At 34.1% G+C, this 18,434-nt stretch carries 19 protein-coding genes and 3 pseudogenes; 14 read left to right on the top strand and 8 right to left on the bottom strand.

The window, feature by feature from the left end; genetic code table 11:
- Positions 1–27 precede the first annotated feature (27 nt).
- A complete protein-coding gene (locus EAG08_RS15905) occupies positions 28–903 on the bottom strand; it encodes an aldo/keto reductase (RefSeq protein ID WP_129536286.1) in 876 nt (291 codons plus the stop codon).
- Positions 904–1,144: 241 nt separating this feature from the next.
- On the opposite strand from EAG08_RS15905, the gene EAG08_RS15900 reads away from it, so the two are divergent.
- From EAG08_RS15900 to EAG08_RS15890, 3 genes are all read left to right on the top strand, one after another.
- The gene (locus tag EAG08_RS15900; RefSeq protein WP_129536285.1) at positions 1,145–1,771 is read left to right on the top strand and encodes a hypothetical protein; all 627 of its coding nucleotides are present in this window, start codon (positions 1,145–1,147) and stop codon (positions 1,769–1,771) included.
- Positions 1,756–2,742, top strand: a complete 987-nt coding sequence (locus EAG08_RS15895) for a T9SS type A sorting domain-containing protein (RefSeq protein WP_129536284.1) — start codon at positions 1,756–1,758, stop codon at positions 2,740–2,742. The genes EAG08_RS15900 and EAG08_RS15895 overlap by 16 nt, the downstream gene beginning before the upstream one ends.
- Positions 2,743–2,841: 99 nt before the next feature.
- Positions 2,842–3,276, top strand: coding sequence for a GNAT family N-acetyltransferase (locus EAG08_RS15890; protein WP_129536283.1), 435 nt, complete (start codon positions 2,842–2,844; stop codon positions 3,274–3,276).
- 6 nt (positions 3,277–3,282) lie between these two features.
- Here the strand turns inward: EAG08_RS15890 and EAG08_RS15885 are convergent.
- Positions 3,283–4,190, bottom strand: a pseudogene (locus EAG08_RS15885) (LysR family transcriptional regulator).
- Between the two features lie 332 nt (positions 4,191–4,522).
- Here EAG08_RS15885 and EAG08_RS15880 point away from each other — a divergent pair.
- From EAG08_RS15880 to EAG08_RS15860, 5 genes are all read left to right on the top strand, one after another.
- Entirely contained in the window at positions 4,523–5,311 is a 789-nt protein-coding gene (locus EAG08_RS15880; protein ID WP_129536282.1) for an alpha/beta hydrolase, read from the top strand.
- Between the two features lie 182 nt (positions 5,312–5,493).
- Positions 5,494–6,108 carry an NAD(P)H-dependent oxidoreductase gene (locus EAG08_RS15875; RefSeq protein WP_129536281.1) on the top strand — a complete coding sequence of 205 codons (615 nt, stop codon included), beginning with the start codon at positions 5,494–5,496 and terminating at the stop codon, positions 6,106–6,108.
- On the top strand, positions 6,108–6,395 hold the full coding sequence (locus EAG08_RS15870; protein WP_129536280.1) for a putative quinol monooxygenase: 288 nt from the start codon (positions 6,108–6,110) through the stop codon (positions 6,393–6,395). The genes EAG08_RS15875 and EAG08_RS15870 overlap by 1 nt, the downstream gene beginning before the upstream one ends.
- Positions 6,396–6,475: 80 nt before the next feature.
- Positions 6,476–7,150 (top strand): type 1 glutamine amidotransferase domain-containing protein, encoded by a 675-nt coding sequence (locus EAG08_RS15865; protein ID WP_129536279.1) that lies wholly within the window; start codon positions 6,476–6,478, stop codon positions 7,148–7,150.
- Positions 7,151–7,211: 61 nt separating this feature from the next.
- Complete coding sequence (locus EAG08_RS15860; protein WP_228446599.1) at positions 7,212–7,715, top strand: PPC domain-containing DNA-binding protein; 504 nt, start codon at positions 7,212–7,214, stop codon at positions 7,713–7,715.
- Positions 7,716–7,777: 62 nt separating this feature from the next.
- Here EAG08_RS15860 and EAG08_RS15855 read toward each other — a convergent pair whose 3' ends face one another.
- From EAG08_RS15855 to EAG08_RS15845, 4 genes and pseudogenes are all read right to left on the bottom strand, one after another.
- Entirely contained in the window at positions 7,778–8,221 is a 444-nt protein-coding gene (locus EAG08_RS15855; protein ID WP_129536278.1) for a carboxymuconolactone decarboxylase family protein, read from the bottom strand.
- Positions 8,222–8,225: 4 nt separating this feature from the next.
- Entirely contained in the window at positions 8,226–8,432 is a 207-nt protein-coding gene (locus EAG08_RS22975; RefSeq protein WP_317126283.1) for a hypothetical protein, read from the bottom strand.
- Between the two features lie 14 nt (positions 8,433–8,446).
- A complete protein-coding gene (locus EAG08_RS22970) occupies positions 8,447–8,656 on the bottom strand; it encodes a hypothetical protein (RefSeq protein ID WP_317126282.1) in 210 nt (69 codons plus the stop codon).
- A gap of 63 nt (positions 8,657–8,719) precedes the next feature.
- Positions 8,720–9,291 (bottom strand): annotated as a pseudogene (locus EAG08_RS15845) (Crp/Fnr family transcriptional regulator).
- Positions 9,292–9,356: 65 nt separating this feature from the next.
- Here EAG08_RS15845 and EAG08_RS15840 point away from each other — a divergent pair.
- Together EAG08_RS15840 and EAG08_RS15835 are read left to right on the top strand one after the other, a co-directional pair.
- Entirely contained in the window at positions 9,357–9,731 is a 375-nt protein-coding gene (locus EAG08_RS15840; protein WP_129536277.1) for a DUF1304 domain-containing protein, read from the top strand.
- A 12-nt stretch (positions 9,732–9,743) separates the two neighbouring features.
- Positions 9,744–10,667 carry a hypothetical protein gene (locus tag EAG08_RS15835; RefSeq protein ID WP_129536276.1) on the top strand — a complete coding sequence of 308 codons (924 nt, stop codon included), beginning with the start codon at positions 9,744–9,746 and terminating at the stop codon, positions 10,665–10,667.
- On the opposite strand, the gene EAG08_RS15830 is transcribed toward EAG08_RS15835, so the two are convergent.
- Positions 10,662–11,114 (bottom strand): thioredoxin fold domain-containing protein, encoded by a 453-nt coding sequence (locus EAG08_RS15830; RefSeq protein WP_228446598.1) that lies wholly within the window; start codon positions 11,112–11,114, stop codon positions 10,662–10,664. The genes EAG08_RS15835 and EAG08_RS15830 overlap by 6 nt on opposite strands.
- A 20-nt stretch (positions 11,115–11,134) precedes the next feature.
- Positions 11,135–13,207 carry a TonB-dependent receptor plug domain-containing protein gene (locus EAG08_RS15825; RefSeq protein ID WP_129536274.1) on the bottom strand — a complete coding sequence of 691 codons (2,073 nt, stop codon included), beginning with the start codon at positions 13,205–13,207 and terminating at the stop codon, positions 11,135–11,137.
- 303 nt (positions 13,208–13,510) lie between these two features.
- Here EAG08_RS15825 and EAG08_RS15820 point away from each other — a divergent pair, with 303 nt between their 5' ends.
- The 4 genes and pseudogenes from EAG08_RS15820 (at position 13,511) to hppD (ending at position 18,410) form a co-directional block, all read left to right on the top strand.
- On the top strand, positions 13,511–14,698 hold the full coding sequence (locus tag EAG08_RS15820; RefSeq protein ID WP_129536273.1) for a homogentisate 1,2-dioxygenase: 1,188 nt from the start codon (positions 13,511–13,513) through the stop codon (positions 14,696–14,698).
- A gap of 180 nt (positions 14,699–14,878) precedes the next feature.
- Positions 14,879–16,152, top strand: a pseudogene (locus tag EAG08_RS15815) (acetyl-CoA hydrolase/transferase family protein).
- A gap of 114 nt (positions 16,153–16,266) precedes the next feature.
- Positions 16,267–17,049: a hypothetical protein gene (locus tag EAG08_RS15810; RefSeq protein WP_129536272.1), complete on the top strand. Its 783-nt coding sequence runs from the start codon at positions 16,267–16,269 to the stop codon at positions 17,047–17,049.
- A 230-nt stretch (positions 17,050–17,279) separates the two neighbouring features.
- Complete coding sequence (gene hppD, locus EAG08_RS15805) at positions 17,280–18,410, top strand: 4-hydroxyphenylpyruvate dioxygenase (protein ID WP_129536271.1); 1,131 nt, start codon at positions 17,280–17,282, stop codon at positions 18,408–18,410.
- Positions 18,411–18,434: the final 24 nt, after the last annotated feature.

The raw sequence follows: 18,434 nt of genomic DNA, 5'->3' as shown, positions 1-18,434 counted from the left end.
TTTTTTTTAACTTAAAACATTTCAGTTTTAAATATCCGCCACAGCATTCAACATTTTTTCTTCCCAAGACGGATCTTTCGGATCAAAAAACAACCTTTTTCCGGTGTCCAATGAACGGACAACATTCATTTCTTCTTCTGATAATTCAAAATCAAAAACATTGAAATTCTCTTCAATTCTTGAAGGCGTCACAGACTTAGGAATCACACAGAAACCTTCCTGCAAATGCCACCTCAGAATAACCTGAGCAACTGTTTTGTTGTATTTTTCGGCAATATTTTTTAAATCCTGATTTTCTAAAAGTTCTGCATTTCCATTTCCCAGCGGGCTCCAAGGTTGAGTTACAATGTTATTTTCTTTATTGTAAACCTGAAGTTCTTTTTGTTGGAAAATCGGGTGTAATTCAATTTGGTTAATCACAGGAAGAACTGTAGAATTTGCTTTTAATTCCTCTAATTTTTCAACTGTGAAATTACAAACACCAATCGCTTTGATTTTCCCTTCATGATACAACTCTTCCATTGCCTTCCAGGCTCCCACAAAATCAGAGTAAGGCCAATGAATAAGATACATATCTAAATAATCCAATTGCAATCTGTCGAGAGTTCTCTGAAAAGCAGCTTTCGCTTTGTCATAGGTTGTATCCTGAACCCATAATTTGGAAGTTACAAACAAGTCTTCTCTATCTACTCCACTATTTTTTATAGCATTTCCAACAGCAGTTTCATTTTGGTAAATAGCAGCCGTATCAATCATTCTGTAGCCCACTTCAATGGCTTTTACAACAGCGTTCTCGCATTCCTGCATATCTTCCATTTGCCAGACTCCAAAGCCTAAAGCGGGAATATCAATTCCGTTATTCAATGTAATTACAGGTTGTCCTATGTATGTTTTTTGTTGCATAATATTTATTTTAATTTTTATATAGAATTAAACAAATTTCCGATAAATTTTGAAATTTTGGGTTACTAATTTTACTTTAGATTTTAATTTTCACTTAAATATTTTACCCGTTATAATTTTAAAACTATTATTTTACAATTTAAATTAAATGTAACAACAATTATTAAAAATTTATAAAATATGAGTATTTATTACTTTACAAATTATATTTTTGCACTCTTAAATGATATAAAACATAACCATGAAAATCAATTACAAAAAAACGATCCCTGTATGTATAGCTATTCTTCTCTCTGGCCTAAATTATGCACAAGCTCCGGCCATAGAATGGCAAAAATCTTTAGGAGGAACAGGTGATGAATATGCAAGTTCTATCATTCAAACTGCTGATGGTGGATATGTGATTGCAGCAAGTTCTAATTCAAATAACGGCAATGTAACCGGAAATCACGGAAATTATGATTACTGGCTTTCAAAATTAAATTCAACAGGAAATCTCCAATGGCAAAAATCTTTAGGTGGAACAGCAGGTGACTATGCAAGTTCTATTATTCAAACTGCTGATGGTGGATATGTGGTTGCCGGAAGTACTAATTCCAACAACGGAGATGTAATGGGAAATCACGGATATTCAGACGGTTGGATTTTAAAAACAAATTCTGATGCCGGAGTTATTTTCTGGAAAAAAACTTTGGGAGGAACAGATTATGATGTTATCAGTAAAATAATCCCAACGACAGATGGTGGTTATATATTTGCTGGAAATTCTTCTTCAAATAATGGTGATGTACCGGGAAATAACGGCTATGTGGATTATTGGATTGTAAAAATAAATTCTGATGGAAATGTTCAATGGAAAAAAATTTAGGAGGAACAGGAGACGACAGAGCATCTTCTATCGTTCAAACTAGTGATGGAGGATATGTAGTCGCCGGATATGCTGAAAACAACAATGGAGATGTAACAGGAAACCATGGTGGAAAAGATTATTGGATCCTAAAATTAAATACTGATGGAGGCGTTATTTTTTGGAAAAAATCTTTAGGAGGGTCACATCAGGATTTAGCATATTCTATTAAACAAACTTCAGATGGTGGTTATATTGTTGCTGGTAGCGCTTTTTCTAATGATGGAGATGTAACAGGAAATCATGGCGGAACAGATGCTTGGATCGTAAAATTAAATTCTGATGGAAACATTCAATGGCAGAAAGCTTTAGGAGGAACTAAGGTAGATGAAGCTTCTTCTATCATTCAAACCGCTGATGGAGGGTATTTGGCTGTAGGTAACACCACTTCAAATGACGGTCAGGTAATAGGATATCATTCCCCTTCAAATACAGGTCCTGGAGAAGCGCCTCTTTCTTATGATTATTGGGCTGTAAAGTTAAGCGCTACAGGAAGTATTCTATGGCAAAAGTGCTTAGGAGGATCAGGAAGTGATGAGGCTAGCTCTGTTATTCAAACTACAGATGGTGGTTATGTCATTGCTGGAAGTTCAAATTCAAACAATGGCGATGTAAGTGGAAATCATGGAGATTATGATATTTGGGTCGTAAAACTTGCTCAAGATAATCTAGCAACTAACGATGTTGTGAAAGATGATATAAAAATGAATATCTTCCCGAATCCGGCAAAAGATTTTATCACTATAAAGCTTGATTATTTTACACCATCTATGGATGTTACACTTATTGACATGCTTGGAAGAACCATTCATACTCAAAAATTGGACGGATTAACAACTAAAATAAATACAAGTGGTCTTGAAAAAGGAACTTATATTTTAGACGTTACAGGTGGTACAAAAAAAATAACTAAAAAGTTTATTAAGGAATAATTTATATTCCATTGATATCTAAAAACCTGCCTTGTGCAGGTTTTTTTGTGCTAATTATTAATACAACTAATTTTCTATTTTTGTGGAAAATTAAAAATTATGTTACACCAAATCAGAGTCGCAACATCAGAACACTATCCCAAAATCATGGAAATCTGGGAATCTGCCGTAAAAGCCACTCACGATTTTTTATCAGAAGAAGATTTTAATTACTTTAAAGAAATTATCCCAAGAGATTATTTACCAAATCTTGAGGTTTATTTAATTCTTGAAAATCTAAAACCACAAGGTTTTGCTTCTGTTGCTGATGGGAATTTAGAAATGCTTTTCATTCATAATGATGTACGTGGAAAAGGTTTAGACAAAAAACTTTACGAATTTATGAAAGCAAAAACGAGACTGATAAAAGTAGATGTTAACGAACAAAATCCGCAAGCAATCGGGTTTTACGAAAAATTGGGTTTCAAACAAACCAGAAGATCCGAAAAAGATGGTTCAGGCAAAAACTATCCGATTATTCATATGAGCTTATAGTTAAAATTAAAAATCTTTTTTACCCATCATTTCTCTGAACAAACCTTTGATATGATCAATTTCATTCTGATACATCGTTTGTTTTCTACAACCAAAGTACAAGGTATTTTCTAATTTCTTTTCGCCTTCCCAAATCAGTTTCACATCACCATTCTCTATTTCATTTTGCATAAAAAATCAGGAACCACAGCCAATCCAATCCCGCCTTTCAGACAACGGATAATAGAATTCAAGTTTGGAACAATATAATTGGGTCTGAAATTAGGTTTATGCCCAAAATTCAATAACCAAAACTGAAAAAGATGCTCCATATCTCCGGTTGTTCCGTACCATTTTTCTTGTTTCAGCCAACTTTCGATTTCCTTAAAATCTTCGGTTTTTAAAACTTCTTTAAAACTGTCTGTATCAACATTTTTTCCGCCCACTAAAATAATTTGTTCAGAAGAAAATGCTTCGTGCAGAATGTTGGGAGATGTTCCTTTTTTCGGAGTAATGATTAAATCTAAAATTCCTTTATCGAGCTGATCGAGCATTTCAGGATATTCGCCAAAGCTGATAATTAAATTAAAATCTAACGTTGAAACATATTGTTCCAGAGTTGTTTGAAAAGTTTCAAAGCACATTCCAACACTGATTGTCGGGGTGGTTTTTTCAGTAGATTTTTGGAAATTCTTTTCTACATCTTCCAATTTAGATAAAGCTTCGGAAACTGCGTTGAACAAAACTTTCCCTCTCTCAGTCGGAATCATTTTCCGTCCTGTCCTGTCAAATAACTTATATCCAACATACGCTTCCAAAGAACCTAAATGCAGACTCACTCCGGGTTGCGAAATAAACAGAGAATCCGCCGCACCGGTTAAAGTCCCAGTTTTATAAATCGCTTTGAAAGTTCGGTACCATTCTAAATTAACCATATTTCAATATCAATATTCTGATACAAAGTTACATAATAATTATTTTAGTGATATTAATTTTTTAAGACATGTGTTTTAAAAAATTATTTAGTCAACACAAAAAAGATAAAAGTAGTATAACAGCATTTGACAAAAAGATTATAAAAGGAAAAAAGTACAACAAATATCTACTTTTAACTATTTTTTAAACCCGTCATCTCCTATACCTTTGTCATGTAAATAATTCTAAAAATTGCAAACATCACAGAAGAAAAACAATCCACAATTCTGATATGTGAAAAAAAGAAGTTTACAAATCTTAAAATCATTATTCATCTTAAATTATTAAAACAATGAAAAAAACATCAACTTTCAAATCGTTAGGATCACTTTTCCTTTTCGCAATTTCATTCATGTTACTAAGCGGATTTTCAAAATTTTCTGCTCAAGGCACAAAAATGATTAAAAATATAGTTTTAGTACATGGTGCTTTTGTAGACGGATCAGGCTACCGCGGAGTTTACGACATTTTAAGCAAAAAAGGGTACAATGTGACCGTAGTACAAAACCCATTAAGCTCATTGCAAGATGACGTAGATGCAACCAAAGCAGCTCTAGACAGACAAGACGGTCCGGCAATTCTGGTAGGACATTCTTATGGCGGAAGCGTTATTACAGAAGCCGGCGACCATCCTAAAGTTGCAGCGTTAGTATATCTCGCAGCATTTCAGTTAGATGCAGGCGAATCCGCACTCGATTGGGCGATGACAGAACCTGGATCTCCTAAAAACGGGATTCTACCCGCTGACGAAAAAGGAATATTATATTATGACAAGAAAAAATTTCATGAAGGATTTGCTGCAGATATTCCGAAAGCACAGGCAGATTTCATGTATGCTTCACAAGGGCGTTTTGCAGCAGCAGCATTAGCAGCAAAAGTTACCAAAGCACCATGGAAAACAAAACCTTCATACGGAATCGTCGCTACGCAAGACGAGGCAATTCTTCCGAGTATTCAACGTAAAATGTATAAAAAAGGAAATGCTAAAATCACAGAAATTAAAGGAAGTCACGCTGTATTTATTTCTCATCCTCAGGAAGTTGCCGATGTCATCATCAAAGCTTCAAAAGAGGTAAAATAGATTTTAAAATTTAGACAAGATAATATAAAGCTGCTTCGCATATTGTGAAGCAGCTTTTATTTATATAGAAATTATCATTAGAACAATATCATTATTATGATATTAATGTATAATTTATATTATTTTTATAATATATAATTCGAACATAACTTTGCATCATAAAATTTAAAAATTTACTAAAAATGAAAAAAGTATTAGTTATTAACGGCGGACAAAATTTCGGACATTCCGGAGGAAAATATAATCAGACGATTGCAGATAACACGTTAGAAGCCTTAAAAGAATTTGAAAATGTAGAAATAAAAATTTCGAATATCAACGAAGGGTATGAGGAAAATGAGGAAGTAGAAAAATTTGTTTGGGCTGATTTTATTATCTATCACACCCCAATCTGGTGGTTTCAATTGCCGAATGGTTTCAAAAAATATATTGATGAAGTTTTCACAGCCGGCCATGCAAAAGGAATTTACATGAGCGACGGAAGATCTTCTGATAACCCAAAAATCAACTACGGAACGGGCGGAATGTTGGGCGGAAGAAAATATATGCTTACCACAAGCTGGAATGCACCTGAAACAGCCTTCACACTTCCCGGAGAATTTTTCAGTGAAACAAGTGTTGATAACGGGCCTCTATTCGGTTTTCACAGAATGAATGCTTTCGTTTCTTTAGAAAAAATGGATAGTTTTCATTTTCATGATGTAGAAAAAAATGCAAACATTGAACGTGACATGAAATTATACAGAGAACACGTTAAAACCGTTTTCGAGAAAGAATTAAAACCACAATTAGTCTAATGAAAATCTATCTAACTGCAATAATCAAAGCAAAAGAAGAACACAGAACCGAAGTTTTGGAAGTTCTTCAGAAGATGGTAACAGAAACCCTAAAAGAAGAAGCCAACGAATTATACGCACTTCATCAGGGAATTGAAGATAAAAATCATTTCATTTTCTATGAAATCTGGAAAAGCGAAGAAGGTTTGAAACAACATAACGAGCAATCATATATAAAAGCTTTCGGAGATTTGGTTGATGAAAAACTGCAGGAAAAACCACAGATTTATTTAACAGAAATTATTTAAACATGAAAAAATTAGCATTATTAATTCTTTCCGTTTTTACAATAGGATTTGTTAATTCTCAAACCAAAAAATCAAAGAATATGAAAAAGAAAATTCTTTTCGTGGTAACAAGTCACGACAAAAAAGGTGAAACAGGAGAAGATACAGGATACTATCTCGGTGAAGTTTCGCATCCATGGGAAGTCCTTCACAAAGCCGGTTATGAAATTGATTTTGTAAGTCCAAAAGGTGGAACTCCGCCTGTCGATGGATTTGATTTGAAAGATCCTGTCAACAAAGAATTTTGGGAAAACAAAGAATACAAAACTAAAATAGATCATTCCTTGAAACCATCAGAAGTAAAACCTGAAGATTATTCAACAATTTTTTACGCAGGCGGTCACGGTGCGATGTGGGATTTCGCAGACAATACAGAATTGGCAAAAATTGCTTCTATCATCTATGAAAACGGAGGAATTGTCGCAGGAGTTTGTCATGGACCTGCTGGTCTGGTGAATATCAAACTGAATAATGGAAAATATTTGGTTGATGGAAAGAAGATCAATGCGTTTACGAATGAAGAAGAATCTGAAGTGAAATTGACGAATGTAGTTCCTTTTCTTTTAGAAGACAAATTGAAAGAAAGAGGTGCGAAATTTGAGAAATCTGGACTTTGGCAAAATCATGTTGTGACAGACCAAAGAGTGATCACAGGACAAAATCCGCAATCTGCAAAAAGTGTAGGTGAGGCGATTTTGAGTGAGTTGAAAAAATAACTTCATACTTTTAAATTCAAATTGGTGTAAATATTTCATTACATCAATTAAATACCAAAGCATGAAACTATTTCCAACTTTACTATTCACAATATTTCTGATGTGTAATTTTTCAGCACAGAAGAAAGAAATTTGCAGATACACAAAAACTCCCACAGGTTTTCTGATGGTGCTTCGTGAAAATGATGATGTCCTGGCTCAGATTGAGAATCTTGCAAAGACTGAGAATATTCCTTCAGCAAGCTTTACGGGAATTGGTTTTGCGAGAGAAGTAACTTTTGGATTTTACGATTTTCAAGCTAAAAAATTTAATCCCAAGACGTTTAAAAAAGTTGAGATGGGAAGTCTGACGGGTTCAATTGCATGGAATGAAAAAGGTCCGTCAATCCACGTTCATGGAGTCGCAACTGATGAGAAATTTGATGCGTACGGCGGTCATCTTCTTTCTCTGCACGTCGGAACGGGCTCGATGGAAATCTATGTAACCGTTAATGATAAAAAATTAGAAAGAAAAATAGAACAACCTTTGAATGCTAACGTTCTTCAACTGAATTGTCAACAATAATTATTTAAACAAAAAATAGCTTCTCAAATCCTGAGAAGCTATTTTTTAATGAACTTACACAATTACTTTGCTATCGGTATATGGGTACTGATTGCAATTCTGTTCCACATATTAATCGAAACGGCAGCCATGATAATATCGGCAATCTGCGTTTCATTAAAAAGTACTTTCGCCTTCTCGTACGTTTCTTCAGAAAGTCCTTTTTGGCTAATCAATGTAATTTCTTCTGCAACCATCAAAATCACCTGTTCTTCTTCTGTGAACAATTCTTTTGCATCTCTCCATGCATTCAAAAGAAAAATTCTCTGCGGAGTTTCACCGTATTTCAAGGCATCTTTCGTGTGCATATCCAGACAGAAGGCACATGCATTAATCTGAGAAGCTCTGATTTTAATTAATTCTTTCTGAATCGGAGTTAAAAAACTGTTTTGAAGGGCAGCCTCCATTCCTATTCCTGCTTTGTAAGCGGCAGCGTGCGTCGTTGCCATGTTGAATCTTGCGCTCATACTATTATGATTTTTTAGTTAATGTATCTATTGAAAAAAAATATTCTTTCTGTGTTGCCAATAAAAAAGCTGCCGCACTTCCCGCCCAAACCGAATAATCCAGAGGAGCTTTTACTCCCAATGCAATCGTCATGGATAAGGCAAAAATGAGCAATAAAAATACTGTTCCGTATGCTGCAATCTTGGTTTTGAAACCGAAAATCAACATCAATGGAAAAATGATTTCTAAAAAGTAGCAGTGTAAGCTGAAAATGTGCTTAGAATTTCAGGAAGGAAAAAAGTTAACTGTTTTGTGTATTTTTCAAAATTCCCCCAGTTTCCCCAGACAGAATTTTCTCCCCAAAATCCAAACCGGTCTGCAACGGCAGAAAGCATCGTCACTGCAATTGCGAATCTTAAAAATAATTGTGGAAATAAAACCTTTTGGTCTGTCATGCTATTGGCTTTTTATTGCATGACAAAGTTGCGACATAGAAACCGCAAAAATCTTAAACTGGTTTAAGAACGTAATTTTGCTCTGATTTCACTTAAATATTCCGGAGTAAAACCTAAAAATGAGGCCAGTAAATATTGTGGAATTCTCTGGATAAACCAAGGATAAAGCGTACTGAAATGAATGTAATATTCTTCTTTATTCATTTCATAAATATAACGGATCCGTTTTTCGGCAGCAGAATAAGCACGTTGGTAAATCATCCTGAAATAACGTTCCATAATCGGATGTTTTTCAAGTAAAAGTTCCTGAGACTGAAAATCAATCATCATAACCGTCGCTTTTTCAACTGCCTGAATATTAAACTTAGATTTTTCTCGCTGTTCGAATGCAAAATTGTCTGCTAACCACCAGTTTTCAATAGCAAATTCGGTAGTTTGCTCAACTCCTTTTTCATTGATGAAGAACTTTCTCAGACAACCTTTTAAAACAAAATATTTGAATTTACATAAATCACCTTCTGACATCAAATTCTCTTTTTCTTCACTTCCAAAACCTTAAAGAAAGAAGATATCGAAGCAAATTCTTCTTCACTTACAGTAATAAATTTATCTAAATGAGCTTTAAAAGTTTCCATTTTTAAAATTGAATACTCAAACTTAACTTTATTTTTTTAGTTTTACAATGATAAAAAATCGAATCATGGAAATTGTTGCTAAAATTCTTATTGCAGTTGTGGCTTTAGAGCATTTATATATTCTTTGGATGGAAATGTTCGCATGGGAAACCAAAGGAAAAGAAGTTTTCAAAGCAGCTTTGCCACCTGAAATGTTCAAACCGACAAAAGGTTTGGCAGCCAATCAAGGATTGTATAATGGTTTTCTTGCCGTCGGATTGATTTGGTCTTTTTTTATTGAAGATGAAAAATGGCAAACGAATATTGTTTTATTTTTTCTGAGTTGTGTTGCGATTGCCGGAATTTACGGTGCAATTTCAGCTACGAAAAAAATATTTTTTGTTCAGGCTCTGCCAGCGATTTTGGCGATTGTTGCGGTGCTTTTGAAGGAACTAAATTAAAAAAACACATAAATGATTTATATTCGTTTGGTAATTTTTCTTTTTATTGGAATATCAAATCTTTTCTTTACTCAAACTAAACAGGAAATAATTTCAAAAATAATTGAAGTTAATTCTTTAGATGCTTGGGATGGAATTTTGAATCCTAATCTAGACAAAAATGGATTAAGCGATGATAGCAATTATTATAATTTTGAAAAATTAAAAAAAATAATTTCACATGATGAACTTTTAGAACTGAGCCATCACAAAAATCAAGTTGTAAGATTATATGCAATCGGTGAATTGATTCGTAAAAATAATACGCAACTGAATGTAAAAAAAGAGATTTTAGAGGCTATTTCTAAAAAGAAAATAGTTCAAACACATTCTGGTTGTATAGTCGACAGAGAATTAACCTACTCAATTATTTATCACAATTATTGGAGCTATGTTCGAGGTAGTGCATCTAAGCCACCTTATGAAACAGATGAAAAAAAACTGAAGTTACTAAATATCAAAGCAGTTAATGAAGATTATCTTTTAAGAGACATAAATTCTGAAATTTTGAACATAGATAAAGATTTATATTGGCTTATTTATGACCGAGCATTTGAAATAGAAAAATATGATGATAATTTGAAGAAAAATATCATTCGTCTTCTTTATAAACACAACAACAGTTACGCATTTGAATATTTAAACAAAAATTATCCTGAAGAATTTAAAAAATCGATTTACAATACTTATTTTGAAAAATATTTTTCAAAAGCAAAATTTAATGAAGTGAACCAGACATTTTATCTTTTTAATTTAGCAGAATATGCTTTTGAGAATAATAATGTAGATATGCAGAATAAAATTTTACAAAAACTAAAAACTACTAAAGGTTGGGAAAAAGAATTAGGTGGGAGTTTTAACGCACAAATATTTGAGAAATACAATATCAAATTATAGTTTTTTGTACTTAATAATTTCCGATATTTTCTCCTTCATTTTTTCAGCCTTAAACTCTCCTTCATGATAATAAACCAGCTCCTGATTTTTATCTAAAATAATCCACAACGGATAAACGGGCTGATTTTTATTTTTTGATAACGCCAAAGCTAATTCGTGAATTCCTGAATTTCCGTTAGGTAAATAATTAAATTCTTTACCCTGAAAATTGATTTTTCCTTTTGTCTTTTCAGCTTCAAAGTTGATAAAATGAAAATTTTCATTCATCATTTTAACCAACTCCTTATCCTTATTTAATTTGAAAGATTCAATTTTACAAACAGAGCACCAATCGGTATACAAATGAATAATAGTTGGTTTTTTATTTTCTTTCTGTATTTTTTCAAAATCTGAAAAAGTGTCCGTTTTTATCTGCGATAGATAAAAACAAGGCACTAAAAGTAACATTAAAAAAAACTTTATTATTTTCATTTCAAATTATATTTTACACCCAAAAAACCTCTTATTCTCTGCATCGGAGCATAACCATACGTTGTATCAAAAGTATAATGATTTGGATTATTAATTGGGTCATTTACATTATTATCAAACGGATCAAACGGTCGCATCAACGGATCTTTCGGCGTGAAATTGAACAAATTTTTCACCCCGCAATACACTTCAAATCCGGAGTTGAAACTTTTAGAAACCTGAATATTGGCAAGATTGTAAAACGGAGAATATTCAGGTCGGTAATCATTCGGCAAAACCGGTAATCGCATCGGTCCGTAAAACTGTCCGGTAAAATCGATGGCAAGATTATTCTTAAATTTATAGGTTAAACTGTAAGTTCCACTCCATTTCGGGGCATGAAGCTGTCGGGATTTCCCGGTTTCTCCATCAAATTTTTGATAAACATCCAGATACGTAACTCCCAAATTTACACTCAACGGAAAACTGAAACTGAAATCAACATTCATCGAAGCACCTCTTGAAATTCCGTAACCGTTTAAATTATCATAAATAATTTTTTGAGGATCAGCATCAAAGTCTCCGACAATTTTGTTGCTGAAATAGGTGTAAAAAGCAGAAGCATCCAAATTAATCAATCGACCTCCGGCAGGGATTTTCCAGACATAATTTAAATTTCCGTTGATAGATCTTTCAGGTTTTAAATTGTCTTTAATCACAACTTCCCGTGAACCCGTTAAAGCTGCATGATCTTCGGTAAATAAATTCACCACCCTGAAACCCGTCCCGAAATTAAATCTCAAAGTATGATAAGGATTCGGAGAAAACTTCCATGCAAAACGCGGCGAATGCACAGAATGATGAATTTTATCATAATCAAATCGGTAACCCAACAACAAGGTGTTTTTTTCATTAACCTCCCATTGATCCTGAATAAATGCTCCAAAAATGGGTGATTTCATTGGCTCATTCTGCAAACCGTCTGAAGACATCGTCCCAGGCGTATTGTCATCATAAAAAGTTTTTTTGAAAGTGGCTCCCAAAACCAAATCATGATTTCCGAGTTTTTTATCCCAATAGGTTTGGGTAAAAGCTACTTTCTGAGTCGCCAAAAAAGGATTGTTTCCATAGAAAGAATCCTGATCGTGAAAATTGTAGGAAAACTGAGTAACAATATTTTCTTTCATTGGCCACTGATAAACGCCAAAAGCCTCTACTCTATTGGTGTAGATACTTTCTCCGTAAACCTGATCGCTTCCCCTGTAAGACCTATTCCACTGCATCTCTCCACCAAAACGGTCTTCATACAAATACCTCAAAGCGAAACTTGCCAGCCTATTTTCTTTTCGCACAAAATTCCATTTATTAAAAACTGAAATTCTGCTCTGCAGAGCGGCATCGGTGAAATTGTCTTTATTTTCGTCAAATCTTTTAGTGGAATTAAAATAATTTAAGCTTAATAATGAGGCCACATTTTTACCGAAATTAAACTTTGTTGACAAGTCAACATTATTCTCTGCCCAACTGGTAGTCATTAAGTCAACACTTAATCTCGGAGCGGTCAACGCATTTTTGGTGATAATATTAATCACACCGCCCATCGCCTCTGAACCGTAAATGGATGAAGCCGGACCTTTTACCACTTCTATTCTGTCAACCAAACTGTTTGGGATTCCGCTCAAGCCATAAACGGTAGAAAGCGAACTTACAATAGGCATTCCGTCGATCAGAATCATTGTATAAGGACCTTCAAGACCATTGATGTGAATATCTCCTGTATTACAAACAGAACAGTTCAATTGAGGCTTCACTCCGTTCACCATAGAAATTGCTTCAAAGATACTTGGCGTTGGGTTTTTCTGGAAAAACTTCTGCGTATAAATTTCAACATTTACCGGACTTTTAGATTTGCTGATTGGCTTGAGCGTCCCGGTAATCACGACATCATCAATATCTCTGGTTTTAATTTCTTTTTTGCTTAAAACTTTAGCAGAATCAATCTTTTTAGATTGATTTAAATGCAAACTATCAGACTCCTGAGAGAAGCAGTAAGATGATAAAAAGACTACAGAAAATAATATTTGTCGCATGAAATAAAAATTGTTAGACAAAACTAACATTTATTTTTAGAACAGCAAAACTAATTTTAATTTAACCACAAAAGTCATAAAAGATTTTCTGTGTATTTAAGTTTAATCACATTGAAAACAAAAGCTCAATAAGCCTGATGCGAATATTCTTTAACGCTTATCTGAACTTACCTGCAACATTCATTAGAACTTAATTTAAGCATCGACTTTTGTGACTTTTGTGGTTTAAAAAATTGCTGTAAAAAATGTTTCTAAACAATTCATTAAAAAATATTAAATTTGAGAGTCAACATATAAAGTACAATGAGATATCATCAATCGGGAAATATCCCACCAAAAAGGCATACGATTTTTAAATCACCAGAAGACAAGTTCTATTATGAGCAACTATTTGGTACAGAAGGCTTTCACGGCATTTCTTCTTTGCTATACCATGTTCACCGACCGACGCAGATCAAATCAATAGGCGAAGCAAAAGACGTGACTCCAAAGATCGCGGTTGACAAAAACGTGACACCGAGAATGTTTAAAGGGATGAATGTGACTCCTGAAGATGACTTTTTGGACAGCAGGAAGTTTCTTTTGGTAAACAATGACCTGAAAATGGGATTGGCAAAACCAAGAAAATCGATGGATTATTTCTACAAAAATGCCGAATGTGACGAACTTCTTTTTGTACACGAAGGAAGTGGGATTTTAAAAACATTTGTCGGCAATCTTGAATTTTCTGTTGGCGATTACCTGATTATTCCGAGAGGAACGATTTATCAGGTAGAATTACAATCTGATGATACTGTATTTTTTGTGGTGGAAAGCCATTCTCCGATTTACACACCAAAGAGATACAGAAACGAATTCGGGCAGCTTTTGGAACATTCTCCGTTTTGTGAAAGAGATATTATTGCACCCACTTTTGTAGAACCAAAAGACGAAAAAGGAGAATTTTTAATTAAAGTAAAAAAAGAAAATCAGATTACCGATTTCATCTACGCAACGCATCCATTTGATGTTGTGGGCTGGGACGGTTATTTTTATCCATATAAATTTAATATTAAAAACTTCGAACCGATTACCGGGAGAATTCACCAACCGCCACCAATTCACCAGACTTTTGAGGCACATAATTTTGTGGTTTGCTCGTTCTGCGCAAGAATGTATGATTATCATCCGTTGGCAATTCCTGCTCCGTACAATCACTCAAATATTGATTCTGATGAAGTTTTATTCTATACAGAAGGTGATTTTATGAGTAGAAATCATATCGACTTAATGGATTTCACGCTTCACCCAGGAGGAATCGTTCACGGACCTCATCCGGGAGCGATGGAAAGAAGTATCGGGAAAAAATTCACTGAAGAATATGCGGTAATGGTCGACCCATTCCGTCCTTTAAAAATCACTGAAGAAGCGATGAAAGTGGAAGATCCGTCTTATAAAACTTCTTGGCTAGAAAGCGAGGATCATAGTTTGGAAGATCGTTCGCAGGAATGATAATTCGAAAATAATCAAGAAATTAAATATAAAAGGATTGAATGTAAATATTCAATCCTTTATTTTTTCATTAATCAAAACATGACAAATATCTCCATCAAACAAACCAAAGATGTAGACTAAATATAAAGAATATGAGTTATCTTTAAGATATTAAAGTAAACGATAAAAAATTTCAATATGTATAATTACATCAGTGCAGAAGAGGCTATTTACACCATTAAAAGCGGAAACCGTGTGTTTTTTCATGGAAGCGCATGTACTCCGAATCATCTGATTGATGAATTGGCAAGACAGTCTCACCGCTTAGAAAACGTTGAGATGGTTTCCATTACACAACAGGGAAATGTGGAAATCGCAAAGCCTGAATACAAGGACAAATTTTTCGTTAATTCGCTTTTTGTTTCAACACCGGTGCGTGATGCTGTCAATTCTGACCGTGGAGATTTTGTTCCTGTTTTTTTAAGTGAAATTCCGATTTTATTCAGAAAAAATATTTTACCGCTGGATGTCGCTTTAATTACGGTTTCACCTCCGGACAAACACGGTTTTTGTACATTGGGAACTTCGGTCGATGTTGCGAGAGCTGCCGTAGATACCGCAAAAATAATTGTAGCCGTCGTGAATCCCCTAATGCCGAGAACTCATGGCGACGGAATGCTTCACATCAGCAAAATTCATAAATTAGTCTGGAATGAAGAAGAACTTCCAACTGTAGATTACGGCGCAAAAGTAGGTCCGGATGAAATGCTTGTCGGGAAAAATGTAGCTGAATTGATTGACGACAGATCAACCTTACAAATGGGTATCGGAACAATCCCTGATGCGGTTTTAAAATGTTTAGGAAATCATAAAGACTTAGGCGTTCACACCGAAATGTTGAGTGACGGAGTGATTGATTTAATTCAAAATGATGTCATTAACAATAAATACAAAGGCTACAACGATAATAAAACCATCACGAGCTTCTGCTTTGGAACAAGAAAATTATACGATTATGTAGATGATAATACGGTTTTCTCTTTTGATGATGTGAGCAATGTCAACTTTCCGATTAACATTATGAGAAACAAAAAATGGTTGCCATCAATTCAGCCATTGAAATTGATTTAACCGGACAAGTTTGTGCAGACTCCATCGGAACTATGCAATACAGTGGTATCGGCGGACAAATGGATTTTATGCGAGGAGCCGCCTTAAGTGAAGACGGAAAACCCATTATCGCTATTACTTCAAGAACAAAAAGAGGAGTTTCAAGAATTGTTCCTTTCCTGAAACAAGGTGCAGGTGTTGTGACAACAAGAGGTCATATTCATTGGGTGGTAACGGAATACGGAACGGCTTATCTATACGGGAAAAATCTTCGTCAGAGAGCTCAGGAATTGATCAGTATTGCGCATCCTGATGACAGAGAAATGCTAGAGAGAGCGGCTTATGAAAGATTTAAGCATTAAAAAAGATCTAAAATCTCATATTTATCTAAAAAATACGTACATTTAATTAAAATAGACAAAAAAGTTTTTGGCAATCTTTTTGCTAAAAACTTTTGTTATATAAACATTACACATTTGAAGACGATTTATAATTCTATAAAAGATGAAGTTGTAAAACATCCAAAAGTTCAGGATTCTGTTTTAGGAAAGGTGAACGAATGGAAGAGAAGTCATTATATAATTCTTTCAGAAATTATCAAAGAAGAGCTGGCTTTATCAGAAGAGCTTAAAGACGATAAAAGATTTGAATTAGGAAATACGATTTCACACATTACCCTGCAGCGATTTTTTGAAAATGATTATCAGGATAAAACCCACAATGATCTGCGTTTTTTGAAGACGCTTGATAAAATCTGCATATTTTTAGGCTTTAAAGATCTCAACGCATACATTTATCATTTAAAAGAAAGTGATATAAATGGTAAAGAACAAAATGATGAAGTCTTTTCCACTGATATTGTTTACCAATACTGTGCGACCGTTTTTGATTTATATAAAAATTTCCCAATCTTGAAATTAGACCTGTTTAAGGATCTTGTATTTGACAATTCTCCGTTTCTGGAAAGAGCATCAGAATTCAGTCGTGAGCTTTGCGAGAGACAGTTTGAACTCGTAACTAAAAACAATCGTTCTAATTTTGAAATATTCGATGTCAATATCGTTACAGACGAGCATGATAAAAAAATCCTAGAAACTCAGGAATTCTGGAATCTTTTATTCAAGGTAGGAGAAACCGGAGAAGAACATTTTGTAAATCAACTCAACACACAAATTTATTTCATTCGTAAAATTGATAACATATGGAAAATTTGGGATAATTACAATCCTGATGCCGGAAGATTAAATAATAAAAAATAAAAGCCGTAATTAATTACGGCTTTCGTTGTTTTGAAATAACTTCTTTTCGACATCTATTTTCTAATACAAATATAGAATAAATAATAAAACAAAAGTAAACTTAAATATACTTAAGTGAACTTTAATATATATTAAAAATAACGCAACCGATTACACAACAATAATGTTTTTAATTATATACAAGAATTTTGTAATTTGCAATCCATTAAATAAAAGTAAAAATAGAAAATATGTCAACACTTACATTTGCCGAAAAAATTGCTCAGGCTGAGAATTTTTTACCAATAAATGGTACAGATTACATTGAGTTTTATGTAGGAAACGCTAAACAGGCCGCTCATTATTATAAGACAGCATTTGGTTTTCAGTCAGTTGCTTACGCAGGTCCTGAAACCGGAGTAAGAGATCGTGCATCTTATGTTCTACAACAAGGGAAAATCAGATTAATCCTTACAACAGGTCTAAAATCTGATTCGCCAGTTAGTGAACATGTAAAAAAACACGGCGATGGAGTGAAAATCTTGGCACTTTGGGTAGACGATGCTTATTCTGCATTTGAAGAAACTACAAAAAGAGGTGGAAAACCTTATTTAGAGCCAGTAACTTTGACAGATGAGCATGGTGAAGTAAAAATGTCCGGAATTTACACGTACGGAGAAACTGTTCACATGTTTATTGAAAGAAAAAACTATACAGGACCTTTCATGCCTGGTTATCAAAAATGGGAAAGCGATTACAAACCTGAAGAAGCAGGATTATTATATGTTGACCATTGCGTAGGAAACGTAGATTGGGACAGAATGATCCCAACTGTTGAATGGTACGAAAAAGTAATGGGATTTGTGAACATTCTTTCGTTTGACGACAAACAAATCAACACAGAATATTCTGCATTGATGTCTAAGGTAATGTCAAACGGAAACGGTTTTGCAAAATTCCCAATCAACGAGCCGGCAGAAGGAAAGAAAAAATCTCAAGTTGAAGAATATCTTGATTTCTATGAAGGAGAAGGTGTGCAGCACATTGCAGTTGCAACAAAAGATATTATTCACACGGTTACCGAACTTAAAAAGAGAGGCGTAGAATTCCTTTCTGCTCCACCGGAAGCGTATTACAACATGGTTCCTGAGAGAGTTGGCCATATTGACGAAGACTTGAAAAAACTTCAGGATTTAGGTATTTTAATTGACCATGATGAGGAAGGTTATTTATTACAAATCTTCACAAAACCTGTAGAAGACCGCCCTACCCTTTTCTTCGAAATCATTGAAAGACATGGTGCACAAAGCTTTGGTGCAGGTAATTTCAAAGCACTTTTCGAAGCTTTAGAAAGAGAGCAGGAAAAAAGAGGTAATCTTTAATTTTAAAATAAAATATAGAGTTTT

Source organism: Chryseobacterium sp. 3008163 (assembly GCF_003669035.1).
Lineage (GTDB): Bacteria > Bacteroidota > Bacteroidia > Flavobacteriales > Weeksellaceae > Chryseobacterium.
Note: the sequence above shows the minus strand (reverse complement) of the source record. Positions and strands in the feature narration are given on the sequence as shown.